The organism is Rhodococcus sp. WY5 (assembly GCF_018588185.1).
GTDB lineage: Bacteria > Actinomycetota > Actinomycetes > Mycobacteriales > Mycobacteriaceae > Rhodococcus_F > Rhodococcus_F qingshengii.
The window spans coordinates 24,356-43,074 of the sequence record NZ_JAAMPR010000004.1 but is presented as its reverse complement, the minus strand read 5'-3'; the positions used below and the strand labels follow the sequence as shown (position 1 = coordinate 43,074).

The 18,719-nt window shown below is 61.2% G+C and carries 17 protein-coding genes and 1 pseudogene; 3 read left to right on the top strand and 15 right to left on the bottom strand.

Features of this window, described 5'->3' with window-relative positions; translation table 11 throughout:
- Positions 1 to 26: 26 nt before the first annotated feature.
- The 6 genes from G4D79_RS31970 to G4D79_RS31945 form a co-directional block, all read right to left on the bottom strand.
- Positions 27 to 974, bottom strand: coding sequence for a M56 family metallopeptidase (locus G4D79_RS31970; RefSeq protein ID WP_019747376.1), 948 nt, complete (start codon positions 972 to 974; stop codon positions 27 to 29).
- Complete coding sequence (locus G4D79_RS31965; protein WP_019747377.1) at positions 971 to 1,330, bottom strand: BlaI/MecI/CopY family transcriptional regulator; 360 nt, start codon at positions 1,328 to 1,330, stop codon at positions 971 to 973. Before G4D79_RS31965 ends, G4D79_RS31970 begins: the two co-directional genes overlap by 4 nt.
- A gap of 399 nt (positions 1,331 to 1,729) precedes the next feature.
- Positions 1,730 to 2,914, bottom strand: coding sequence for an Ig-like domain-containing protein (locus G4D79_RS31960; protein WP_019747378.1), 1,185 nt, complete (start codon positions 2,912 to 2,914; stop codon positions 1,730 to 1,732).
- A gap of 185 nt (positions 2,915 to 3,099) precedes the next feature.
- Positions 3,100 to 3,771 (bottom strand): DUF305 domain-containing protein, encoded by a 672-nt coding sequence (locus G4D79_RS31955; protein WP_231917494.1) that lies wholly within the window; start codon positions 3,769 to 3,771, stop codon positions 3,100 to 3,102.
- Positions 3,772 to 4,292: 521 nt separating this feature from the next.
- On the bottom strand, positions 4,293 to 6,218 hold the full coding sequence (locus G4D79_RS31950; RefSeq protein WP_030537779.1) for a copper resistance protein CopC: 1,926 nt from the start codon (positions 6,216 to 6,218) through the stop codon (positions 4,293 to 4,295).
- A 7-nt stretch (positions 6,219 to 6,225) separates the two neighbouring features.
- On the bottom strand, positions 6,226 to 7,068 hold the full coding sequence (locus G4D79_RS31945; RefSeq protein WP_030537778.1) for a F510_1955 family glycosylhydrolase: 843 nt from the start codon (positions 7,066 to 7,068) through the stop codon (positions 6,226 to 6,228).
- Positions 7,069 to 7,589: 521 nt separating this feature from the next.
- Here G4D79_RS31945 and G4D79_RS31940 point away from each other — a divergent pair.
- The gene (locus G4D79_RS31940; protein ID WP_051720984.1) at positions 7,590 to 7,916 is read left to right on the top strand and encodes a metal-sensitive transcriptional regulator; all 327 of its coding nucleotides are present in this window, start codon (positions 7,590 to 7,592) and stop codon (positions 7,914 to 7,916) included.
- A 294-nt stretch (positions 7,917 to 8,210) separates the two neighbouring features.
- Here G4D79_RS31940 and G4D79_RS34850 read toward each other — a convergent pair whose 3' ends face one another.
- The 6 genes from G4D79_RS34850 to G4D79_RS31910 all read right to left on the bottom strand — a co-directional run bounded on the left by G4D79_RS34850 (position 8,211) and on the right by G4D79_RS31910 (position 13,954).
- Positions 8,211 to 8,432, bottom strand: coding sequence for a PASTA domain-containing protein (locus G4D79_RS34850; protein WP_232354281.1), 222 nt, complete (start codon positions 8,430 to 8,432; stop codon positions 8,211 to 8,213).
- A 213-nt stretch (positions 8,433 to 8,645) separates the two neighbouring features.
- The gene (gene lnt / locus G4D79_RS31930; RefSeq protein ID WP_231917504.1) at positions 8,646 to 10,154 is read right to left on the bottom strand and encodes an apolipoprotein N-acyltransferase; all 1,509 of its coding nucleotides are present in this window, start codon (positions 10,152 to 10,154) and stop codon (positions 8,646 to 8,648) included.
- 89 nt (positions 10,155 to 10,243) lie between these two features.
- The gene (locus G4D79_RS31925; protein WP_058228113.1) at positions 10,244 to 11,875 is read right to left on the bottom strand and encodes a cytochrome c biogenesis protein ResB; all 1,632 of its coding nucleotides are present in this window, start codon (positions 11,873 to 11,875) and stop codon (positions 10,244 to 10,246) included.
- On the bottom strand, positions 11,872 to 12,678 hold the full coding sequence (locus G4D79_RS31920) for a cytochrome c biogenesis CcdA family protein (protein WP_054827613.1): 807 nt from the start codon (positions 12,676 to 12,678) through the stop codon (positions 11,872 to 11,874). The genes G4D79_RS31925 and G4D79_RS31920 overlap by 4 nt, the downstream gene beginning before the upstream one ends.
- Positions 12,675 to 13,319, bottom strand: a complete 645-nt coding sequence (locus tag G4D79_RS31915; RefSeq protein WP_003944594.1) for a TlpA disulfide reductase family protein — start codon at positions 13,317 to 13,319, stop codon at positions 12,675 to 12,677. Before G4D79_RS31915 ends, G4D79_RS31920 begins: the two co-directional genes overlap by 4 nt.
- Entirely contained in the window at positions 13,316 to 13,954 is a 639-nt protein-coding gene (locus tag G4D79_RS31910; RefSeq protein ID WP_003944602.1) for a TlpA disulfide reductase family protein, read from the bottom strand. Before G4D79_RS31910 ends, G4D79_RS31915 begins: the two co-directional genes overlap by 4 nt.
- Positions 13,955 to 14,082: 128 nt before the next feature.
- On the opposite strand from G4D79_RS31910, the gene G4D79_RS35350 reads away from it, so the two are divergent.
- Complete coding sequence (locus tag G4D79_RS35350) at positions 14,083 to 14,448, top strand: DUF4229 domain-containing protein (protein WP_019747393.1); 366 nt, start codon at positions 14,083 to 14,085, stop codon at positions 14,446 to 14,448.
- 364 nt (positions 14,449 to 14,812) lie between these two features.
- Here the strand turns inward: G4D79_RS35350 and G4D79_RS31900 are convergent, their stop codons facing one another.
- From G4D79_RS31900 to G4D79_RS34835, 3 genes and pseudogenes are all read right to left on the bottom strand, one after another.
- On the bottom strand, positions 14,813 to 15,148 hold the full coding sequence (locus G4D79_RS31900) for an alkylmercury lyase (protein WP_234552760.1): 336 nt from the start codon (positions 15,146 to 15,148) through the stop codon (positions 14,813 to 14,815).
- On the bottom strand, positions 15,138 to 15,563 hold the full coding sequence (locus G4D79_RS34840; RefSeq protein ID WP_087503898.1) for a DUF3703 domain-containing protein: 426 nt from the start codon (positions 15,561 to 15,563) through the stop codon (positions 15,138 to 15,140). Before G4D79_RS34840 ends, G4D79_RS31900 begins: the two co-directional genes overlap by 11 nt.
- A gap of 56 nt (positions 15,564 to 15,619) precedes the next feature.
- Positions 15,620 to 16,006: pseudogene (locus tag G4D79_RS34835) on the bottom strand (HAD-IC family P-type ATPase); the annotation flags it as partial.
- A gap of 544 nt (positions 16,007 to 16,550) precedes the next feature.
- On the opposite strand from G4D79_RS34835, the gene G4D79_RS31890 reads away from it, so the two are divergent.
- Positions 16,551 to 18,707, top strand: coding sequence for an MMPL family transporter (locus tag G4D79_RS31890; protein ID WP_030538075.1), 2,157 nt, complete (start codon positions 16,551 to 16,553; stop codon positions 18,705 to 18,707).
- Positions 18,708 to 18,719 lie beyond the last annotated feature (12 nt).

Genomic DNA, 18,719 nt, shown 5'->3' with positions numbered 1-18,719 from the left:
CGTCCACGACCCGGTTTCGCACTGTTTCAAGCACCTGCTGCGCATGAAGCCATCGCCATCGCACCCAGTAGCGCCAGAAGAGGCGCCGCAGGTAGGACGATCGCCGTTCCGCAGGCAGCAAGGGTGCGGAGGTAGCGAATGGGCGCCGGGTGGTGGGTGCGGTGGGAGGACAGACGATCAAGTCGCAACGCCAGGCAATCCTGCGCTATTCCCAGAGCCGCCACGGGCACCTCGTGAGGTGTCATACTGCAGAGTGCGCGGTGCACGGATTCGCGCCCATGCTGACGAACGGCTCGGGAGTCGGCTTCGATTTCCACCAACGCACGGACCAATGGGGGCGAAGATCGCATGATCGGAAGCCACGGAAACGCGTAGGCGAGCGTTTGAGCTGCGCTGACGAGCAGATGGTGCCGCCCCGTGATGTGTGCTCGTTCATGTGCGAGTACTGCAGCAAGAGCCTCGGTGTCGAGTTGATCTCTCAATCCGTCGCTCGCAACTACAAGCGCGGGGCGCCCAGCGATACTGTAGGCGAAGGGCACAGAAACCGGGAGCCAGAGCAGTGACGAGGACCGTGCACCCCCCAGAATGCGCAGCAACCCGAGGTGCTGCTGGTGTAGCTCGCGGCGAGTGCGGGAGAAGCTGAACAGATGGACGGTGCCTCGCACCGCCCCGATGACCAGGGCTGACCCACCGAGTACACCCACCGCCGTCTCGAGCCTGGCCGGCGCGTCGTCGTGAAGGGCGAGCCAACAGCTGTGGGCGAATTCGATCAGCGACGAGACACCACCGTGACTGGGTAAAAGGCTCAAGATCACCGGGACACTGATACTCACTACAGTTCCGAGTGCCAGAGCGCCCCACAAGACGAGGACGACATGCGGATCAACGCCGCGACGCATCATCGATCCGAGGAACAGCGGGGAGAGTGCGGCAACGAGAAGGCCACCGACCGCCCACGCGAGGACGGCTGTCACTTCTTGCCTCGTTCACGCAATCCACGCGCCAGGATCTTCGATTCGACGTCGGATGTCCCGCGAACAAAATGCAACAGGACCCCGGTCGGGTCTCCGGTGGATTCGAGAAGTGCGCGCAACCCGTCAGCTGCCGCTTCCTCGCGGCTTCGCGTGGCTTCGTACCAGTACGCGCGCCCGTTTCGCTGACGATGCACCCAACCTTTGCGATGAAGATTGTCCATGACGGTCATCACCGTCGTGTACGCCGGTTCACGGTCGTCATCGAGGCCGTCGATGACGTCGCGCACACGGACCGGTTCGGTGGAGCGCCACAGCACATCCATCACCAGCGCCTCGAGCTCTCCCAGACCTTGCATTTTTCCTCCTCGTAGAGCTGCATTCGTCACCGCACCGTGCGAGTGCCCAACCTGCAACCTCCGTCGCTTTCGTACGGGGCCCAACCAGCGCTGTCGGTGATTCGTCGGTCACAGTGATGTGGGACCGCTCGATGAGGGTGTCGTGTCGACTCTGCACGCTGGAGGTTGCCGAGACGGCGAACCGAAGCCCTGTAGAAATACTATCTGTTCTGCTTCCCGTCGCCGCCCCGATACGGCGGCGGTGTCTGGCGACCTCCTCCCGTGACGATCTGCCGAACCCCTGTCAGCTCTGACAGTGTCAAAAGGTTTATCCAGCACTTTCGCGTCGACTACGGGAGAACGTCTCGCGCGGAGCTTCTGTTTGCGATTCAGCATCGTTTGCCGGCAGGGCGACAGGTCTTACAGCGCGCTGCCTTCCGACCATCGGTCCCACGGCACACTCCAGTCGCCGTTCTGCCACAATTCGAGAGGGGCGCCGCCGGTATTGCGTATCTCCACGACATCTCCGGGAAGCGAAAAATCATAGAACCATTGAGCATTGGCGCGACTGAGGTTCAAGCAGCCGTGTGAAACATTGGTATTGCCTTGCGCCCAGACTGTGTCTTCGAGTTCGTGAAGGTAAATTCCGTCGGTGCTTATTCGGGTGGCGTAGTTGATTTTTTCCTTGTACCCCAGCCGGGAATTGACGGGAAGTCCGTAGGTCGACGAGTCCATGATCACGGGGTTGGCCTGATCGAGGACGGTGTAAATGCCTGGTTGGGTCCAGAAGGAGATCGTTTGGCCGTTGACGAGCTCGGTTCCTCCCATGCCCATCGATGTCGGCATAGTGCGCACAGTTTTGCCGTTGCTCGTGACCGTCACTTGCTTGGTCGTATCGTCGGCGACGGCGATATGCGAGTCGCCGATGGTGAATGCAGTCGTGGCGTCTTCCTGTCCGAACAGTCCGCCACCGAGCGGGACGCCGAAGACCGCAGCCCGGACCGTGACCTCGGTGCCGGGGGGATAGTACGCACGAGGTCGCCAGTGAACATTCTGGTCATCCACCCAGTACCACGAGCCTTCGAGCGGCACCGACGTTTGCACAGTCAGGCTTTTCTCCGCCGCTGCACGATCGAGGATCGGCTCGTCGAAATGCGTGACAATAACGATCCCTACCCCGAAAGTGCCACCATCTGTGAGGAGGTTACCCCCGGCCGTCACGAAGGATGGTTTGGTCAGGTTCCGCGGCTTGACTGTGGAGAAGGTGCTGGACTGATCGAGACGTGAGCCATCGTTTTGGGTGGCTGACGCTGTCATCGTGTAGGTCTTCCCGTAGTCCAAGGACGCGCCGGGTTTCCACACCTGCCGGTCAGGGGTGAAGATGCCATCGACCACAGCCCCGCCCACTTCGGTGAGCACTACCGAGTCGAGCCTCCCGCCAACAGATTCCACCGTGACCGGATCAAGGGGGTTGACGGTATCTGTCCCCCCGGAAGGAGTCATCACCAGCGCGGAGACAGGAGAGTCGTTCTCGGCGGGCGCACCCGTGTCACTCGGTGCGGACTGCGGTGCTGTGGAGGTGCATCCTGTCAGCGTTGCGACCATAAGGACAAGGACGACTAACCCTGTATGCCGTGTTGAGGCCATAATTGTTCCTTCACGTCAGTGGGTGGGGAGCGCCGACGAAGACAGTGATTCGCAAGGGACGCAAGTAATCAGATGGAAGATCAGAGCGGACAACGAGAAGAGAGGCTTCGACGGACAGGCCTAGCCACTCGCCAGTTTCCGGATCAGTTCTGTTGCAAAAGTGCTTGCATCGCGGTGATCTCGGACTGCTGTGCGGCGATGATATCGGTAGCCAATTGCTTGGCGTCGGCGTTGTCGCCATCGGATAGTTCCGATTGGGCCGTCGCGATCGCGCCGGAGTGATGTTCGATCATCATCTTCAGCCACGCGGTGTCGAAGTCCCCATCGCGCAGTCCCTCCAATTGAGCGATCTGCTGCTGGGACATCATTCCTGAATCAACCCCGCCGTGGTCCATTTCATCCATGGAGTCCACAGGGGAGGTGGCGTCGGACGTAGGTTGACCCCATTGTTCGATGAGCGCTGCAATCTGATCCATTTCGGGCCCGCGAGCGGTTTGGATCGAAGCGGCGAGTTCGAGTATTCGAGGATTGGTGGTGCGACTGTCAACCATCTTTGCAATCTCGACGGCCTGTGCGTGATGTGGATACATCATCGCGACGAACTGCATATCCGCGCTGTTGGCGCCGTTGGGCTGCGAGGCCGCGGAGGAGTTGGACATGTTTCCGCTGTCGTTGCTCGACATTTGGCTCATGTCATGGCCGCCGCAGCCGGCGATCAGCATCAGACCGGCGGCAGACCCCGCTGAGACTGCGATACGTGTGGAAACAGCACGTGTAAGCATCATATTTTTCTCCTGGAATGTGTTGTTGTGCAAAAAATTCTTCTGGGGAGGGGCCGTCGACTCGGATGGTCAGTAGTTCCGCTATGAGCGTCTGTCGTATCCGCAGCGCCGACAGTTGGTTGTGTAGGGGCAAGGTGTCGTGCACGATGCACGTCTGCGGCAACAGGGGAACGTGCAACCCTCCACTCACGCGTGCCGGTATGATCCTTGTCTTCGCGCTCGATGACGACTGTCGCGGTGATCAGCGTGGTGTCGTGCGCGCCGGGCAGGACCAGCGAGGTGACGGTGGAACCTGCAATCAGAAGGTTGCGGTGATCAAGACAAGCGACAGCAGGGGATGAGTGGTTGAACAGACTGCAGGCCAGAGCCACCGCTACCGGTTCGTCACCCTGCGTATGCCGTAGGAATTTCGAAGGCCTGGGCGCGGCCAGTGCGCGGGTGCGACAGAACTGGCAGGGGTGAATGAACGAGTAAGGGGAGATCATCGCAGCTTCCGTTCCTATTGCACGGTGACAGTTCACTGTGGACGTGAATATCTCGTCAGTTCTCCCCCATCAGTTCACTTCGGGGTAGACGAAGGTGCGGGTGATGAGATGTTTTGCATCGCTTAGTGTTTCGGAAACTATTCGTCCAGTTTGGTCGAGGTCGAGCAGTACGTTCATACCCGCAGCCGGATAGCCCAATGCCAGACGGAGTTGCCGTCCGGCGCTGGGTAAGCGCACCGCGATGGGCGCAGTCCCGTCCGCATACGGCTCCTGGGCGAGGAAGAACTCGCTGGACAGACTTAGTTGCTGAGGTTCGGGTCCGACGTTTGCGGCATCACTGGTCACCGATTCGTAAAAGGTCAGATTCTTCTGAGTGCGGGTGATATCTACGGCTCGAGCGAGATCGGTGTCCCCGGACTGAACAGGCCATGGAATTAACATGCTGACCGTCCCGCCCAGCCACCCTGTCGCCGCGGCCTCGAGCGTGAGCATGCTTTCACCCAGTGGCCAATCGGCTTGCGCCACGAAGCATCCGGATCCGCACCCGCGCAAGGGAAGGGAAGTGTTCTGCCCGCTCGCCCGCAGTGCGCCGATCAAGGTGTATTCCTGGTCCGGTTCCTGAGCGTAGTAGTCGACGCGGCGCGGAGTCGACAGTCGAACCACCAGCTGCCCTTCGCTGGCGGCGACGCTCACCCCAATCTGTCCAGCCAATGTTCCCAGCGGCAGAACCGGACCGATGGCTGCAGGTGGTCCCGGCTGGGCGGGTGAATTGGCAGGCGCCGTCGAGACTAATGCAGCACTGATGGCGAGCACGGAGATCAGGAGGATGCTCTCGATACGAATCTGATTGCGCAGTTTGCCCACTTGTTCAGTTCTGCGCATCGTCCGCCGTGCAGATATCGCCACACCCGAGGCGGCGATGACGAAGAGTAGTTTGACCGTCAGAAGTTGCCCGTACGGGGTGGAAAACATTGCGGCAACGGGGATCAGCAACAATGCCGAGATCGTACCGGTGGTCACGACGACGATGAAGGTCCACAGCGCAAGTCGTGTGTAACCGGCCACGACCCACCGAACCGGGGCATGCTGACCCCGCCACGCGAATGCAGTGCGAACCGTGTGGAGCAAAGCGCCGACCCAGATTGCCGCTGCCGCGAGATGAACGGCGGTGAGAAACGCGCCCCATCCGGGAGCGACGACGTTTGCGTGCGAGCGCAGCCCTTCGGCGGCAATGACCAGCAGAAGGGCTGCGCTCGCAAGTCTGGGGCTCCCCGCGGCTTTCAGCGCCAAGGCCAACATGAGCCCACACGTCTCTACGAGCAAGATGATGCCCGCACGTTCTTGCCATAGCGCAGCAACGCTGGACGAAGCGGCGAGCGAAACCATAAGGCCTGCAACACCTACCAAAGCAATACAAGCGCCGGCCGGAAACCAGGTGCGCAACTTCTTCAACGAAGGGTTCTCGGCGTGCGGTACAGACGACAATCTCTCCGCGACAAGTGTCCCGAGCGCGAGGGCGAACCCGACGAACAGCAGCCACCGGAGCACGGTTTCCGTCCACGAGGTCGAGGCGCTGTCGTCGCCACCGCCACCGCCGCTGTCGGTCAAAGCGAGGCCGACGGCAAACCGAAAGTCTTCCTCGACGAGGTCACCATCTGCGCCGATCACTTGCCACCGGACGGTGTAGGTGCCCGGCGACGGAGCATCCGAGAGCCGGGAAGTGATTGCACGGCCACCTTTGGACGACTCTGCTGCCTCCATCGGGCTCTCACGGCCTGCGCCGTCCAGGACTTTGATCGCATCGGTCCCGGCGGTGACTTGTTCGTTGAAGATCAGGGTGATGGCTTGCGGAGGCTCGGAAACGGCAGTCTCCGAGCCAGGTTCGGTAAAGAGCAGCGTGGGGTGAGCGTTGGCGATGCCGGCGCCCAGAACCACAAGGACTCCCGCAACGAGCACAAGTGTGATGCTCTGGAACATTCGAACGAACAACGACATGTTCAGGTCAGTTCAAGGCATACAGAGACTGAGAAGTCGCCGCGTACGCGCTGTCGTAACTCGCCGCAGTCAACGCTTCGACTGCTCCGACATTAGCGCGCTTCTCCCAGCCTTTTCCCTCCCTGCTCCGCCAGGCGAATCCATCTTGATCGACCCCCCACAGTGCATCCGAGGAGCCCGCGATCAGCACCATGGACGGCGCTCCAGCGAACTTTGTGAAGGTGCGCCCGTCGTCGCTGCTGTACTGCAGCCCTGACGAGGTGACAGCCCATGTCCCACTCTCGGTGAGAGCGAGGGACGCCACACCCAGGGCACCGCCGGATTCCCACGACTTTCCCTGATCCTTCGACACCGTGACACCTCTGGCCCCGTCGAAGCCGACGAGTGTCGTGCCATCTGTAACCAGAGAATGAAAGTCGACCTGTCCCGCGAGCGAGCTATCCGTCCAGGTTCGGCCGCCGTCGTTGCTGGTGCGTAGGCCAAGTGGGTTGGCTGCGGTACTGGACGGTCCCGGGTGCCCTGAGGAAAAGAGCGTGTCACTGCCCGCCACGCCCGCCAACCCCATCAAATCGTCGTCGGAATCACCCACTCGCACTGTGTCGCCCGAATCTCCGATCGCGAACAGTCCGCGATGCGTACCCGCCAAGATGGTGCCATCGGCGTTGATATGCAACCCGTGCAGATGGTCAAGTTCGGGTGTGAGCTCCACCCCTGGTATGGGCGGGACGATGGACTGGCCGGCCTTGTCGTCGTTTCCCTGCGTCGAACAAGCCGCAAGAGAAACGGCGATGAGAGCGGCGCCGACGAGCCCCACGATTGGGGACGTTCGCGCACGACGACTATTGGGCATCTGGGTGTCTCGTCCTGTATTCGAAGGGATGGCAACATTTCCGGGCGACTGGTACCTTATCTACTAAGATGCATAGTAGATGAGGGTGTTGGCTGGCTGCGAATTCACCCCCTGCAATGGTCTAGTGCAAGGGAAATGCTCGCCGTCGAAGCCCCTGATCTGATACGGCAGGGAGGTGCAATTGGTCTGGTCCCACGCACGGGTCGACGGGATGACGGCGCATCGCGTCATTGGTGGCGCAACCGGCGGTGGGCAGGAAGTTTGAACACAGGGCGGGTGCAGCGGTACTGCCTAGCCCTGGTGGCAGGAATGATTGAGAGTTCTTCTCGTGTGGTCACTTACCCGGAGATCTTGCAGTTGGCGAAGCGCCCATACAGACGGGATGCTGCTCAACGTGCCTTCGTGTGTGCCACTGCTGCACTACACCGTAGCCAGGGCAGGTCCAATCGATTGTCGCCCACCATGGAGACGACGTGATTTCGCGTCTGGCCCACTACGGGCGACGAGACCAGGGGAATCTCGTGGGCACAACTAATCCGGTTGGTCCAGGCCGTCGTGACTATGCGACCCACGGATACATCAGCGCAAAGGACTTGTACCTCAAACGCCTCAAGCGTATTGAGGGTCAGTCGCGAGGGCTGCAGCGAATGGTTGAAGAAGAAAGGTGCTGCATTGACATCCTTACCCAAATATCGGCGATGAAAAAAGCGCTGCATGCAGTAGCTATGGAATTGCTCGAAGACCATCTCAGTCATTGTGTCGTCGATGCCGCCGCAAGAGGGGGCGCCGAATCCGACGCCAAGATCAGGGAGGCCGCCGAGGCGATCAGACGGCTCGTGAATTCGTGAGGACCCTCCCATCTGATGTCCGAAACGATCTACTAGTCGGTGGGGCGGAATTTCGATGCCGTTTTATCGAAAGTCATTTACTTAGAATGTAGTTACGATCGAATCATGTTTTTTGAATGCGGGAGCGGGCGGCACATAGGGAAGCACTCCGCATGTTCCGTATTCCGGAGCGATTTCTGCTCGCCACAACCGGGATCCGAGGTCCTCGACGGGAATCGAGTTCATGATGAGCGCGTGCGGTGGCAGTCCCCACCGGGTGGGGATCGCCGAAGCATCATGGTGGCGCACCCGGGCTTATCGTGGGCCTGGGGTATCTGACGGTGATGGGCTCGTCGTGGTGGTGCTCGGTGTCGAGGATCCGTCACTTATGTACAGGGTGATGGTGGAGCCCGGAAGTGCCGCTCCCGACGGAGCTGTCGCGGTTGCTGTCCCTCTCGCGCTCGGACTTGACGTGAGGGAGACCGTCACTTTGAACCCGGCGTTCTGCAACAGAGATGTTGCGGCGGACTCGGTCATCCCGACCACGTCGGGTACCTGATCCCCGGCCGAACCGCGAACATATTTCTGGTCCAGCGGGGGTAGCGTGATGGGTCCGAAGTTGCTCGCGATCGGTCCCATCGCGTTGTACCACGTTCGGGCAGGTTCATTGCCGCCGTACAAATCGTCATTGGTGAACTCGTTTCGCTTGTGCACTGGCACCGACACTGAATTACTATCATGCATAGTAATTCATGTTCTCGTTCTTTCACCCCGCCGAACCCGGTACATGCCTCTGAAGAGTGCCGAAGCGGCGAGAGAAAGCACGATCGCAGACAACGCGAGTTCCGGAATCGAACCCACACGTGTTGCCAACGTGAGATCGGAGCGAACGGCGATCTCGTCGGTCAATGCTTGTGCTGTGAAGATCTCGCTCTGTTGACGCACCACACCCGCTGGCGTGATGATTGCGCTGACACCGCTGGTTGCTGCGATCAGCACACTGCGGCCGTGTTCGACCGCCCGCACCCGCGACATGGCCAGCTGCTGAAAGGTCATCTCGGTCCGGCCGAAGGTCGCGTTGTTGGTGGGAACCGCGATGACGGTGGCTCCTGCCTTGACGGACTCGGTCACCAGATCGTCGAAGGCCACCTCGTAACACGTGGCAACAGCTACCTGAATTCCGTTGAGGTCGACGACGCCGTTCCCGTTCCCGGCAACGAAATTGCCCGCAGAATCGGCATATGACGACACCGCACTAACGATCGATCGGAGCGGCAGGTACTCCCCGAAGGGCACAAGCTGCCGCTTGATGTGTTGCTGCCCAGGGCCATCCGTGGGATCCCAGACCATGGCACTGTTGATCGATGTTCCTGGCTCGCCCTGCAGGACCGTACCGACCAGGATCGGGGCGCCGATAGAACGGGCTGCTCGGTCCAGTCGATCCGCCGCATCCCGATTCGTCAAAGGATCTATATCCGAAGCGTTTTCGGGCCAGATGACAAGTCGTGGCCGGGCTGCTCGGCCCGCTGTGACCTCAGCTGCGAGTTGTTCGGTGCGGGCAACATGATTGTCGAGCACAGCTCGGCGTTGGGCGTTGAAATCGAGGCCGAGTCGCGGCACGTTGCCCTGAACGACGGTCGCAGTGACGACCTCGTCAGGGGCGGCACCGGGAGAACCGGTCACCAATGCACTCACAAAGATGAGGACGATGCAAGCGCCACCTTTCGCCAATGCTTGCCATCGAACATTCAAGGGCCCAGCCAGTGACCAGGCGATGAGTGTTCCGATCAGTGCAGTCACGAAGGAAAGACCTGGCGCCCCCGCGATCGAAGCCAACGGCAGCAGCGGGCCGTCTGCCTGCCCGAAGGCCAAACGCCCCCACGGGAAACCGCCGAACGGAACTCGGCTACGAAGTGCTTCTGCGGTGACCCATGCACCCGCAATCCACACCGGGGAAAGCGGAGCGTGGCCGACGGCCACCGCCAGTACGCCGAACACTCCGAACGCGAGCGCTTCAATCGCCGCCAACGCCAACCAAGGCGTTGCACCCACGTACGCTCCGACCCATGGCAGCAAGGGAACGAAGAATCCCAGTCCCGCGGCATAGCCGAATCCGAAACCCGCACGGAGACTGCGCCCCTGGAGAACGACGGTCAGCAGGGCGATGGCTACAGGGGCGAGAAACCACAGCGTGCGCGGCGGAAAGCTGAGAAACAGCAGCCACCCAGCGCCCACCGAAAGAGCGAGACGCAAAGCGATCCCACCGTGGTGCCGTTTGGGGCGACCACTCTTCAGGCATGCATCTAATTCACTGTCGGCAGTGATCGCACGGTCGACCGAAAGGACCCTCACAGGCCCGCTCTCGTAGAAGGAGAACTGCGCTGGTCAGTCAACAATTTCTCACAGAGATCGTCGAATTCGCCGCCCCAGCCGGCATGATCGGTCCGCGCGAGTCCACCGAGTTCGAGATCAGCCTGCTCCGGTCCCGTCCCCGGGCGTAGGCGGATCCACACTCGCCGCCTCCTGATCACGAGCGAGATCAGAAGTCCGAGCATCATCGTGATCGCAAAGACGAGAACCCACTGTTGCGCAGGGTCGTACGACACCTGCAGATTGGCGAATTCCTTGGCGCCGTCGAACCGAACCTGTGTTCCATCGGTGAGAGTCCGCGTCTCTCCAGGGCGGAGGTTCACACGATCTTGTTTGACCAGCCTTCCTTGGTTGATCATTTCCTTGTTCAACGAGAAGATCGATTGCGGGATGCCGGTGTCCAGACCCGTATCGCCCTTGTAGATGTCGATCGCGACCGCAGGATCACGCGCATCGGGAAACGACGAAGTCAGAAGCGTCCCGCTGAAGGAAGCGGTCGGCGCGAAGAGTCCCTCGATGGCGATCTGATTCTTCCGGCGCTCGTCCGGATTCGGAAACGATCCACCTGGCGGATCGAACCGCAACGCCCCACTGCTCAGGAACGTGACCGCATCGTCCGGTTGAAACTGCATCGTCTCGGTACGGGACTGTCCGTCGGGAAAAGTGACGGTGAACTGCGGCGCGTACCCATGGCCGGTCAGATAAACACGGGCACCGTCGGTACGCAGCGGTTCGTTGACCCGAAGACGATAGTCTTTCCAGGTATTGGTCGCGATATCCTGCCCGCTCTGATACGAAATGTTGGAGGTGAACATTTCGGCCTGACCAGTATCGAGATAATCTGCGGAAAAGTCGTTGACCTTGATGCAAAAGGGCGCGAGACCCGTGCCGTCAGTAGCACTTCCCGCGCGGAACGAGTCGTACACGGCAGGTGACGTATTACAGAAACCGGGGCCGCCGTCGGCAATGACGATCACCGAACCCTCGTACCCCACCAACTTGCCGATCGCGACGGTGACGAGCAACCCGATCAGCGAGAAGTGGAACACCAGATTCCCGGCCTCACGCAGATACCCCTTTTCCGCGGAAACCGATACCTCGGAATCCTTTTCGGACCTGACGGCTACCCGCCAGCCCTTGAGCGACTGCCGCACTCTGGTGAGGGCCTCGTCATGCGAGATGTCAACTACGCCGTGGAAATGGTGCGGCAACCTGGACAGATTCCGAGGTGCTCGTACAGGTTGGCTCCGAAGCGCGCCGAGATGCGCCTGCAGGCGTGGAACAAGACAGCCGATGAGAGAGAGAAACAGCAGGACGTAGATCGCAGTGAACCAGAAGCTGGAAAAGACGTCGAACAACTCCAGCTTGTCGAATAGCGGGCCGAGGGTTGGCTGCGCCGCGATGTACTGGGACACTTTCTGCACGTTGAGATTTCGCTGAGGCAGCATTGCTCCGGGAAGTGCTGCGAGTGCCAAGAGGAACAGGAGCACGAGCGCGGTGCTCATCGACGTCAACCGGCGCCAATTGTGGCGCAGTAGTCGAACGCTTTCTCGGATAATCAGTCTCGGGAGGCGGCGGATGCGACCTCCCGCGGTGGCGTTATCTGTCATATCGGCAGCACGACCGAACTGACGAATTCGTTGCGTAACCAGCCGACGAACATGCCCCACACGCCGGTGACCAGTGCGAGCCCGACAGCGACGAGCATTATTCCGCCGACGATCTGAATCGTCCGTGAATGGCGTTTGAGCCACCCGACGCCGCGGAGAGCTTTCGCCGACCCGAACGCAAGCACGATGAACGGCAGTCCCAATCCCAGACAGTAGGCGACAATCAGTATCACGCCCCGCGCTGCTGTCGTGCCTTCAGTTCCGGCCGCCACCGAAATAACTCCGGCGAGGGTGGGGCCGAGACATGGTGTCCAACCCAACGCGAACACGCCCCCCAACAAGGGCGCGCCGGCAAGGGAGGAGATACGCCGCGGGGCGAACCGTGTGTCTTTCTGCAAGGCAGGAATCAAGCCGATGAAGGTCAACCCCATCACGATGGTGATCACACCACCCACCCGTTGGAGCAGGTCTTCGTTGATGCGCAGGGTTCCGATCACCCCGAACACCGACGCGGTGGCGAGAACGAACACCACGGTGAATCCGGCAACGAACATCGTTGCCGCGCCGGTAACCCGCCATCTGCCTGCAGGTTCCGAGGTCTCGTCGCCACGGGTCACCGATGGAGAATCAGCTCCGGAAATGCCGGCTAGATACGACAGATATCCGGGAACGAGCGGCACCACACACGGCGATGCGAACGACACCAGACCGGCCAGAATGCACGCTGCTACGGCGAGCAGTAACGGGCCGCTCGCGGCGGCGGTCTGGAAGCTGGAGCCGACACCTTGGGCGAGTTCGTTCACCGCTCGGCCGCCACGCGCTCGATGACCGGTTGCAGATCCTCGGTGAGAAGTGCGCGAAGAAACACAGCGGCGACGCGCTGTCTGCGATCCAACACCAAGGTGGAGGGAATCACGCTTGTCGGATAGTTTCCGCCGAGCGCTGTCAAAGTTCTCATCGACGGGTCGTAGATCGAGGGGTAGCTGACGTTGTTGTCGACGACGAAGTCCTGGGCTTTGTCTCGTTGAGGATCTCGAACGTTGATCCCGAGAAACTGAACACCGAGACTTTCGGTTGCTTCGTACGCGCGCTCGAGATCGTCGGCCTCGGACCGGCACGGGGCGCACCATTGCCCCCACAGATTGATCACGACGACCTGACCGGCGTAATCAGTGAGTGAAATATCGCTACCGTCGGCCATGAGGTCAGGTCCGGCCAATACACCGATCATGTTTCGCGATTCGGGCGGGTCGTACAAAATATCGGTTTGTCCTCCCGGTGACACGAAATCGAAATTCGCACCCGAAGCGACTGCATCGGTGCCGGTTGCACATCCACTCGCGGCGACGACGATCGCAGTGAGAATAGCGACCAGTGGGAGGATGCGGGTCGGTTTTCCGAGTACGCGTTGTCTCGATTTGCGAGGGAGTGCGGGGGCATTCATTTCATCAACTCACTTACAGCGGAGCGTATTTGGTCAGTGTTTTCGAAAACCATGGGGGTTGTAATCTGTTCGACGGACCCGTCTTGTTGGACGAGAAAGCTCAGCGGCAGAACTGGCGGCGCCGATAGCGCAATTCCGATGTCGTCGACCGCAGCGAACGAGGGATAGTGCACGCCTGCAGCGGTGAGAAGCGCTAGTGCTGTGGACATGTCGTCCTGGACGTTGATCCCGACTACTCGGATGGAGCCCGGAGTACCTGCATAGTCATTCAGGACCGGGATTTCCGATCGGCACGGCCCGCACCACGAGGCCCAGAGGTTGATCAGGGTCGGCTCCCCGGACAGCGCTGCACCGAGGTCGACCACAGTATTCTCGCCAAGACACGTCGCTTTGATTCCCAGGAGTTCTCCTCCAGCGGGCGGTACTGCCGGGGCCACAGGACAGGGAACCGCTGCTGCCGCGGACTTCGAGGAAAACCCCGAGTCGACGCGATCTTCATCTGCCTGGGCGGCCGGAGGCACTTGAGGCCGGGTCGAGGAATGGGTCTCGGTTGACGTTGATCGAGGCCAGATCGCCACGACGAGAAGACCGATCACAACCAGGAAGAGCAGGAACCACCGAGACTGTGCCTGCATGCACTTCCTCCAAGCGTGGTGCGGTGAACCGGGACAACACTGAACTACTATTGTGCATAGTAGACATATGGTTCGTTCTGTCGCCCCCGCCAACCAGAGGCGGGATCCGAACCCGAGAATCGAGCATCGTGAAACGCCAGTCCGCTCCGAAGGGCCGTATCAATCCACCAGTCAGCCCAGAAATTGCGGCACTGGGTGCCCATCAAGCACCGCAGACGCGCGTGGCGCGGATCAACCGTGTAGCACGGTCAAAGCTCGTGCGTCTGGTGATGTACTACACCGCGGTTCGACTCGCCCTGATCGCCGGCCTCGCAGTGATCATCATGGGAATCAACGCCATACTCGAACTCGAAATCCCCGGTGTGTTAGCACTGTTCGGGGCGGTGCTGCTCGGATTCGCCATCTCTGCGATCGCGTTCCGGTCATTGCGCCGCCGGATCAATGAAGAAGTGATGGTCGTAGATGAAAAACGGCGTGCAATGCGCACCCGGTGAAGGGTTCCCTCCGGTTAGGTGCGCGTGAAAGCTCCAGTAACGAAAATGCCCAGCATCGGTGCCACAACCTGTCTTTTTTGGACGTATGACCGCTCAAAGCTGCCTTCCTGGGTGATGCCGAGGGCGCGCGATCATGCATTGATTGGCATTGGGATGAAGATGTCAGGTGACGGGATCAGGTGCGGAGTCGGCGGTATCCGTGGTGGTCTCGAGTTTCGGAATCGGTACAAGCTGCGGGATCAGGCGGACGAGACTCGAGCAGGCGCAGTACGGAGGACCGTTGAGTCAGCTCGCCCTTGTGAGGAACCCCGGGGCTGCTGCTGGAGACGACCCTGTTGGGACCACCGGTGGGTGGCCGATACTTTCACTCATCGCCCTCTACATCAGCTGTGGGCGCAGCCATACCGAACGCACCCCTCAGTGCAGCAACGGTAGGAGCGCCACCGACCTCGCCCGTGGAATCTCGATAGAGCCTGCATGACACGTTGGGGACCTGGTCCGGTTCGGCAAACGGATCGCGGCCGTCGACGAGCAACGTCGGCGATCCGGTCATGCCCGCAAGCCTTGCGGATCGAGGATCGTCGACGATTACGTGGCGCAGTTCCCAATCGATGGACTCCTCCGCGAGAACGTGCTCGATCCGTTGTTCGAGGAGCTGCACGTTCGGGCAGTCCGGGACTTGCAAAATTTCAAGGTGCATCATGGTGTTCCTCCGTCGGCGTGTGGTTTCGAGTATGCGGCAGTGCAGGACAGCTCGCGGTAAACGAAACCCAGGACTGGTAGGTCTGCATTTTCTCGGCAAGATCGTCAGGTATCGGCATCGGTGTCATAAGACCGGCACGAGTTCGTTCGGTGTTGCCCTCCGGATAGCGGCCCAGTGCGGATCCCGGGGCGGCGACGACGATGATGCGAAGAACCTGCCCGACGGCTTCGCGGCAGTCACGCTGATGTAAGGCCAGGGGAGCATGGCGAGGTGGTTTGTGTGGCCATGGACAGGGCTGGGAGAGGACATGTGTGCGTTCGAGGTGATGCCAACGCTGGGTGTCATCGCTGGTGCGGCCGGCTGCGGTCCTCTTTGCGGGCCGAAACGCGACGGCGCTGTGTCGGTCGTGCAAGCGATGCGCTTCGTGTAGACACTGCGCAATTGTGCGAGCATTCGGTTCATCGGATGCAGAGCCGGCGGCAGGTGCTGCAGGTCTTCGCCCATCAGAGCAACATCGGCGGTCTCGATGGCCACGTCGGAACCCATCGCGCCCATGGCAATGCCCAAGTCGGCGGTGGCCAGGGCGGGGGCGTCGTTGACACCGTCCCCGACCATTGCCGTCGGGCGGTTCGCACGCAAGGTTTCCACGATCCGTGCCTTGTCCTCCGGGCGCAGGTCGGCGTGCACGTCGTCGATCCCGACGTCGGCGGCCAGCGCCTGGGCGGTGCGTTCGTTGTCGCCGGTGAGCATCGCGACGGTGTACCCGCCGCGTCGTAGCCCGGCGATCACCTCATGTGCTTCCGGTCGGAGCTCGTCTCGTACGGCGACTGCCCCGATGACGGTTCCGGCGCGCTCGATCCACGCCACGAGTTCCCGAGACCTCTCACCGATGGCGTGGCCGCCGCACCCGGACTGAGTCGTCTCGACGGATGCGCCGACGTGTGCGTCGGCTACCCAGAAAGCGGTACCTCGCCTGGGCACTCGACGACCCGGACGGCCCACCCCCTCGGGTGGGCGCCCGAGAGGAGCGAACGGCCTACCCGAGCGTATACCCCCAGGGGTACTTGCATACCCCCCTGGGTATATGCAACAGTGGGTAGACGCTCGTCAGAAAGGACTGTCTATGTGTTACCCCGTCCCGTGCCCGATATGCGACAAGATCGCGTGGGCAGGTTGCGATCGACATGTCGACGACGTCACGAAGGATGTTTCACGGCCTCGGCAGTGCACCTGCTCTGCTGAGACCGTTGGTCCTATCGATCGGCGCCAGCGCCTCGCGATCGCTGTTTCGCCGCCAATCCCGGTCGCGAGTGCAAGGGCCTAACCTTCCAATTGGGTCAGGTTTACCGAGGTCTAGCTCGCTCATTTGAATACCCCAGCCCGTATTTTAGGAGAAGTTATGTCTGTGCCCGACACCGTGACGGCCACCGGTCGTGACGATCGTGATCGCGTATCTACACCCGGCATACTCGGACGCCTGGGAAGCGCGATGGTCGCACGCCGCCGATGGGTGTTCGGTGTCTGGCTGATCGCGCTTGTCGCGCTCGGATCTGCAGCGCCGTCGGTTTTTTCGTCACTGGCGGGTGCTGGGTGGCAAGCCAACGGATCCGAATCGGTCCAGGTCCGTGAACTCGCGCAACAGCATTTCGGCGGGAACTCCTCGGCCGCGGTTCAGGTGGTGGTCCATTCGGACACCGCGTCGATCGACGATCCCACCGTGCAGCAGAGACTCATCGACGTCACAGCTGTGTTCGACGGTGACACCCGGTTCGGTGCCGTCATCGCCCCACAGCCTGGTATGACCATCAGCCCCGACGGCCACACCGGCATCCTCATCGCCGGCGCCAACGCAAACGCGGACGACATGGTCAAAGCCGTCGACGATGTCAAAGACGAGCTGACCGCACTCTCCGGCGACGGTATCGAGGTCTATCCCACCGGATCCTCCGCGTTGTGGTCCGACTTCAACAAAGCCAACCACGATGCGATGATTCAGGCTGAACTATTCTCTTGGCCAGTCACTTTGGCGATCATGGTGCTCGCATTCGGCTCCCTCGTCGCTGCCGGGCTGCCGCTGTTGCTCACAGTGGCCGGACTCGTCGCCTCCGCCGGCGGTTTGGTGCTGCTCAACGAGGTCACACCGATCTCGGTATGGGCGATGAATTTCGCGATGATGTTCGCCCTCGCTCTCGGCATCGACTACGCCTTGTTCATCGTCGCCCGCTTCCGCGACGCCCTCCGTACGGCCGATCCACGAGCAGCCGTTGCCGAAACCATGGACACCGCAGGCAAAGCGGTGCTCCTGTCCGGACTTACCGTCCTGGTCAGCCTCTCGGCAGTGCTGCTCGTTCCCGCACCGGCCGTGCGCACCATGGCCGTAGGCATCATGCTGGCCGTCACGTTCGTTCTGATCGCCACCATGACACTTCTTCCGGCCACGCTGGGCGCACTCGGCCCCAAGGTCAACGCAGCATCCCTGCCTTACGCGAAACGCCAACAGCACCGATCCCCGAAGTTCGCTGCGTGGGGCGAATTGCTTCACAAGTACCCATGGCCGTTCGCGCTGGTCTCCGTCGGCATCCTCGTCGCCCTGGCCTTACCTGTCCTGGGACTGAAGGTGGCAATGCCGTCCATCGCTGTCGTTCCCGACGATGCGCCCGTTCGGCAAGGTTACGAGTTGGTTCAGGCCCAGTTCGGTGACGGGGCACCCGGCGCGCTGCAGATAGTTGTCCCGTCTTCCGATGCGGCTGCTACCGCCGCGGCAGCGAGCAGCGTCGACGGGATCTCGATGGTCACCCCGCCCACACCATCAACAGACGATTCGAACTACACACTGCTGCAAGCGTTTCCTGCCGTGGACCCTTCCGCAGAGGCCATGGGCACGATCCTCGGTGACCTACGCGCACAACTACCGGAGTCCGCGCTCGTCGGCGGCGCGCCAGCGGAGAACCTCGACCTGCAGCAAGCCCTGAACGACTACCTACCGTTGGTTATCGGGATCATCCTCGCCCTCGGCTTCATCCTGCTGCTCGTCGCTCTGCAGGCACCACTGATCGCGATCCTCGGCACCGCCGTCAGTTTGCTGTCGACCGCCGCAGCGTTCGGGGTTGCGAAGCTGATCTTCCAAGACGGACACGGATCGTCGCTGCTCGGCTTCACCCCTCAAGGTTTCCTCGACGGCTGGGGGCCGGTGTTCTTCTTCGCGATGATCTTTGCCATCGCCATGGACTACACCGTGTTCCTGCTCGCCACCGCGAAAGAACACTACGAGAAGACCGGGGACCCGAAGGCTGCTCAGGTCGACGGCCTCGCGCACTCCGGACGCGTCATCTTCGCCGCTGCGGCGGTCATGGTCGCCGTGTTCTTCACCTTCGCGCTCTCCGATCCGCTCCCACCCAAGGAAATGGGCATCATCCTCGGCGTCGCGGTGTTGCTCGACGCCTTCCTGATCAGGCTGATCCTGCTCCCGGTCCTGCTCCGGCTGAGCGGTCACGCTGCATGGTGGGCACCGGGCTGGCTGCGCAGAATGTTGCCGTCGATCCGCTTCTCGCACTGACCATTACAACAC

What these genes read in the sequence shown, in the direction of transcription:
- G4D79_RS34850 (WP_232354281.1), bottom strand. Translation starts at nt 8,432, where the DNA reads ATGACCGAGTCCGCCGCAACATCTCTGTTGCAGAACGCCGGGTTCAAA.
- G4D79_RS31915 (WP_003944594.1), bottom strand. Translation starts at nt 13,319, where the DNA reads ATGAATGCCCCCGCACTCCCTCGCAAATCGAGACAACGCGTACTCGGA.
- G4D79_RS31925 (WP_058228113.1), bottom strand. Translation starts at nt 11,875, where the DNA reads ATGACAGATAACGCCACCGCGGGAGGTCGCATCCGCCGCCTCCCGAGA.
- G4D79_RS31960 (WP_019747378.1), bottom strand. Translation starts at nt 2,914, where the DNA reads ATGGTCGCAACGCTGACAGGATGCACCTCCACAGCACCGCAGTCCGCA.
- G4D79_RS31965 (WP_019747377.1), bottom strand. Translation starts at nt 1,330, where the DNA reads ATGCAAGGTCTGGGAGAGCTCGAGGCGCTGGTGATGGATGTGCTGTGG.
- G4D79_RS31900 (WP_234552760.1), bottom strand. Translation starts at nt 15,148, where the DNA reads ATGCACCTTGAAATTTTGCAAGTCCCGGACTGCCCGAACGTGCAGCTC.
- G4D79_RS31910 (WP_003944602.1), bottom strand. Translation starts at nt 13,954, where the DNA reads ATGCAGGCACAGTCTCGGTGGTTCCTGCTCTTCCTGGTTGTGATCGGT.
- G4D79_RS31945 (WP_030537778.1), bottom strand. Translation starts at nt 7,068, where the DNA reads ATGCCCAATAGTCGTCGTGCGCGAACGTCCCCAATCGTGGGGCTCGTC.
- G4D79_RS31890 (WP_030538075.1), top strand. Translation starts at nt 16,551, where the DNA reads ATGTCTGTGCCCGACACCGTGACGGCCACCGGTCGTGACGATCGTGAT.
- G4D79_RS31950 (WP_030537779.1), bottom strand. Translation starts at nt 6,218, where the DNA reads ATGTCGTTGTTCGTTCGAATGTTCCAGAGCATCACACTTGTGCTCGTT.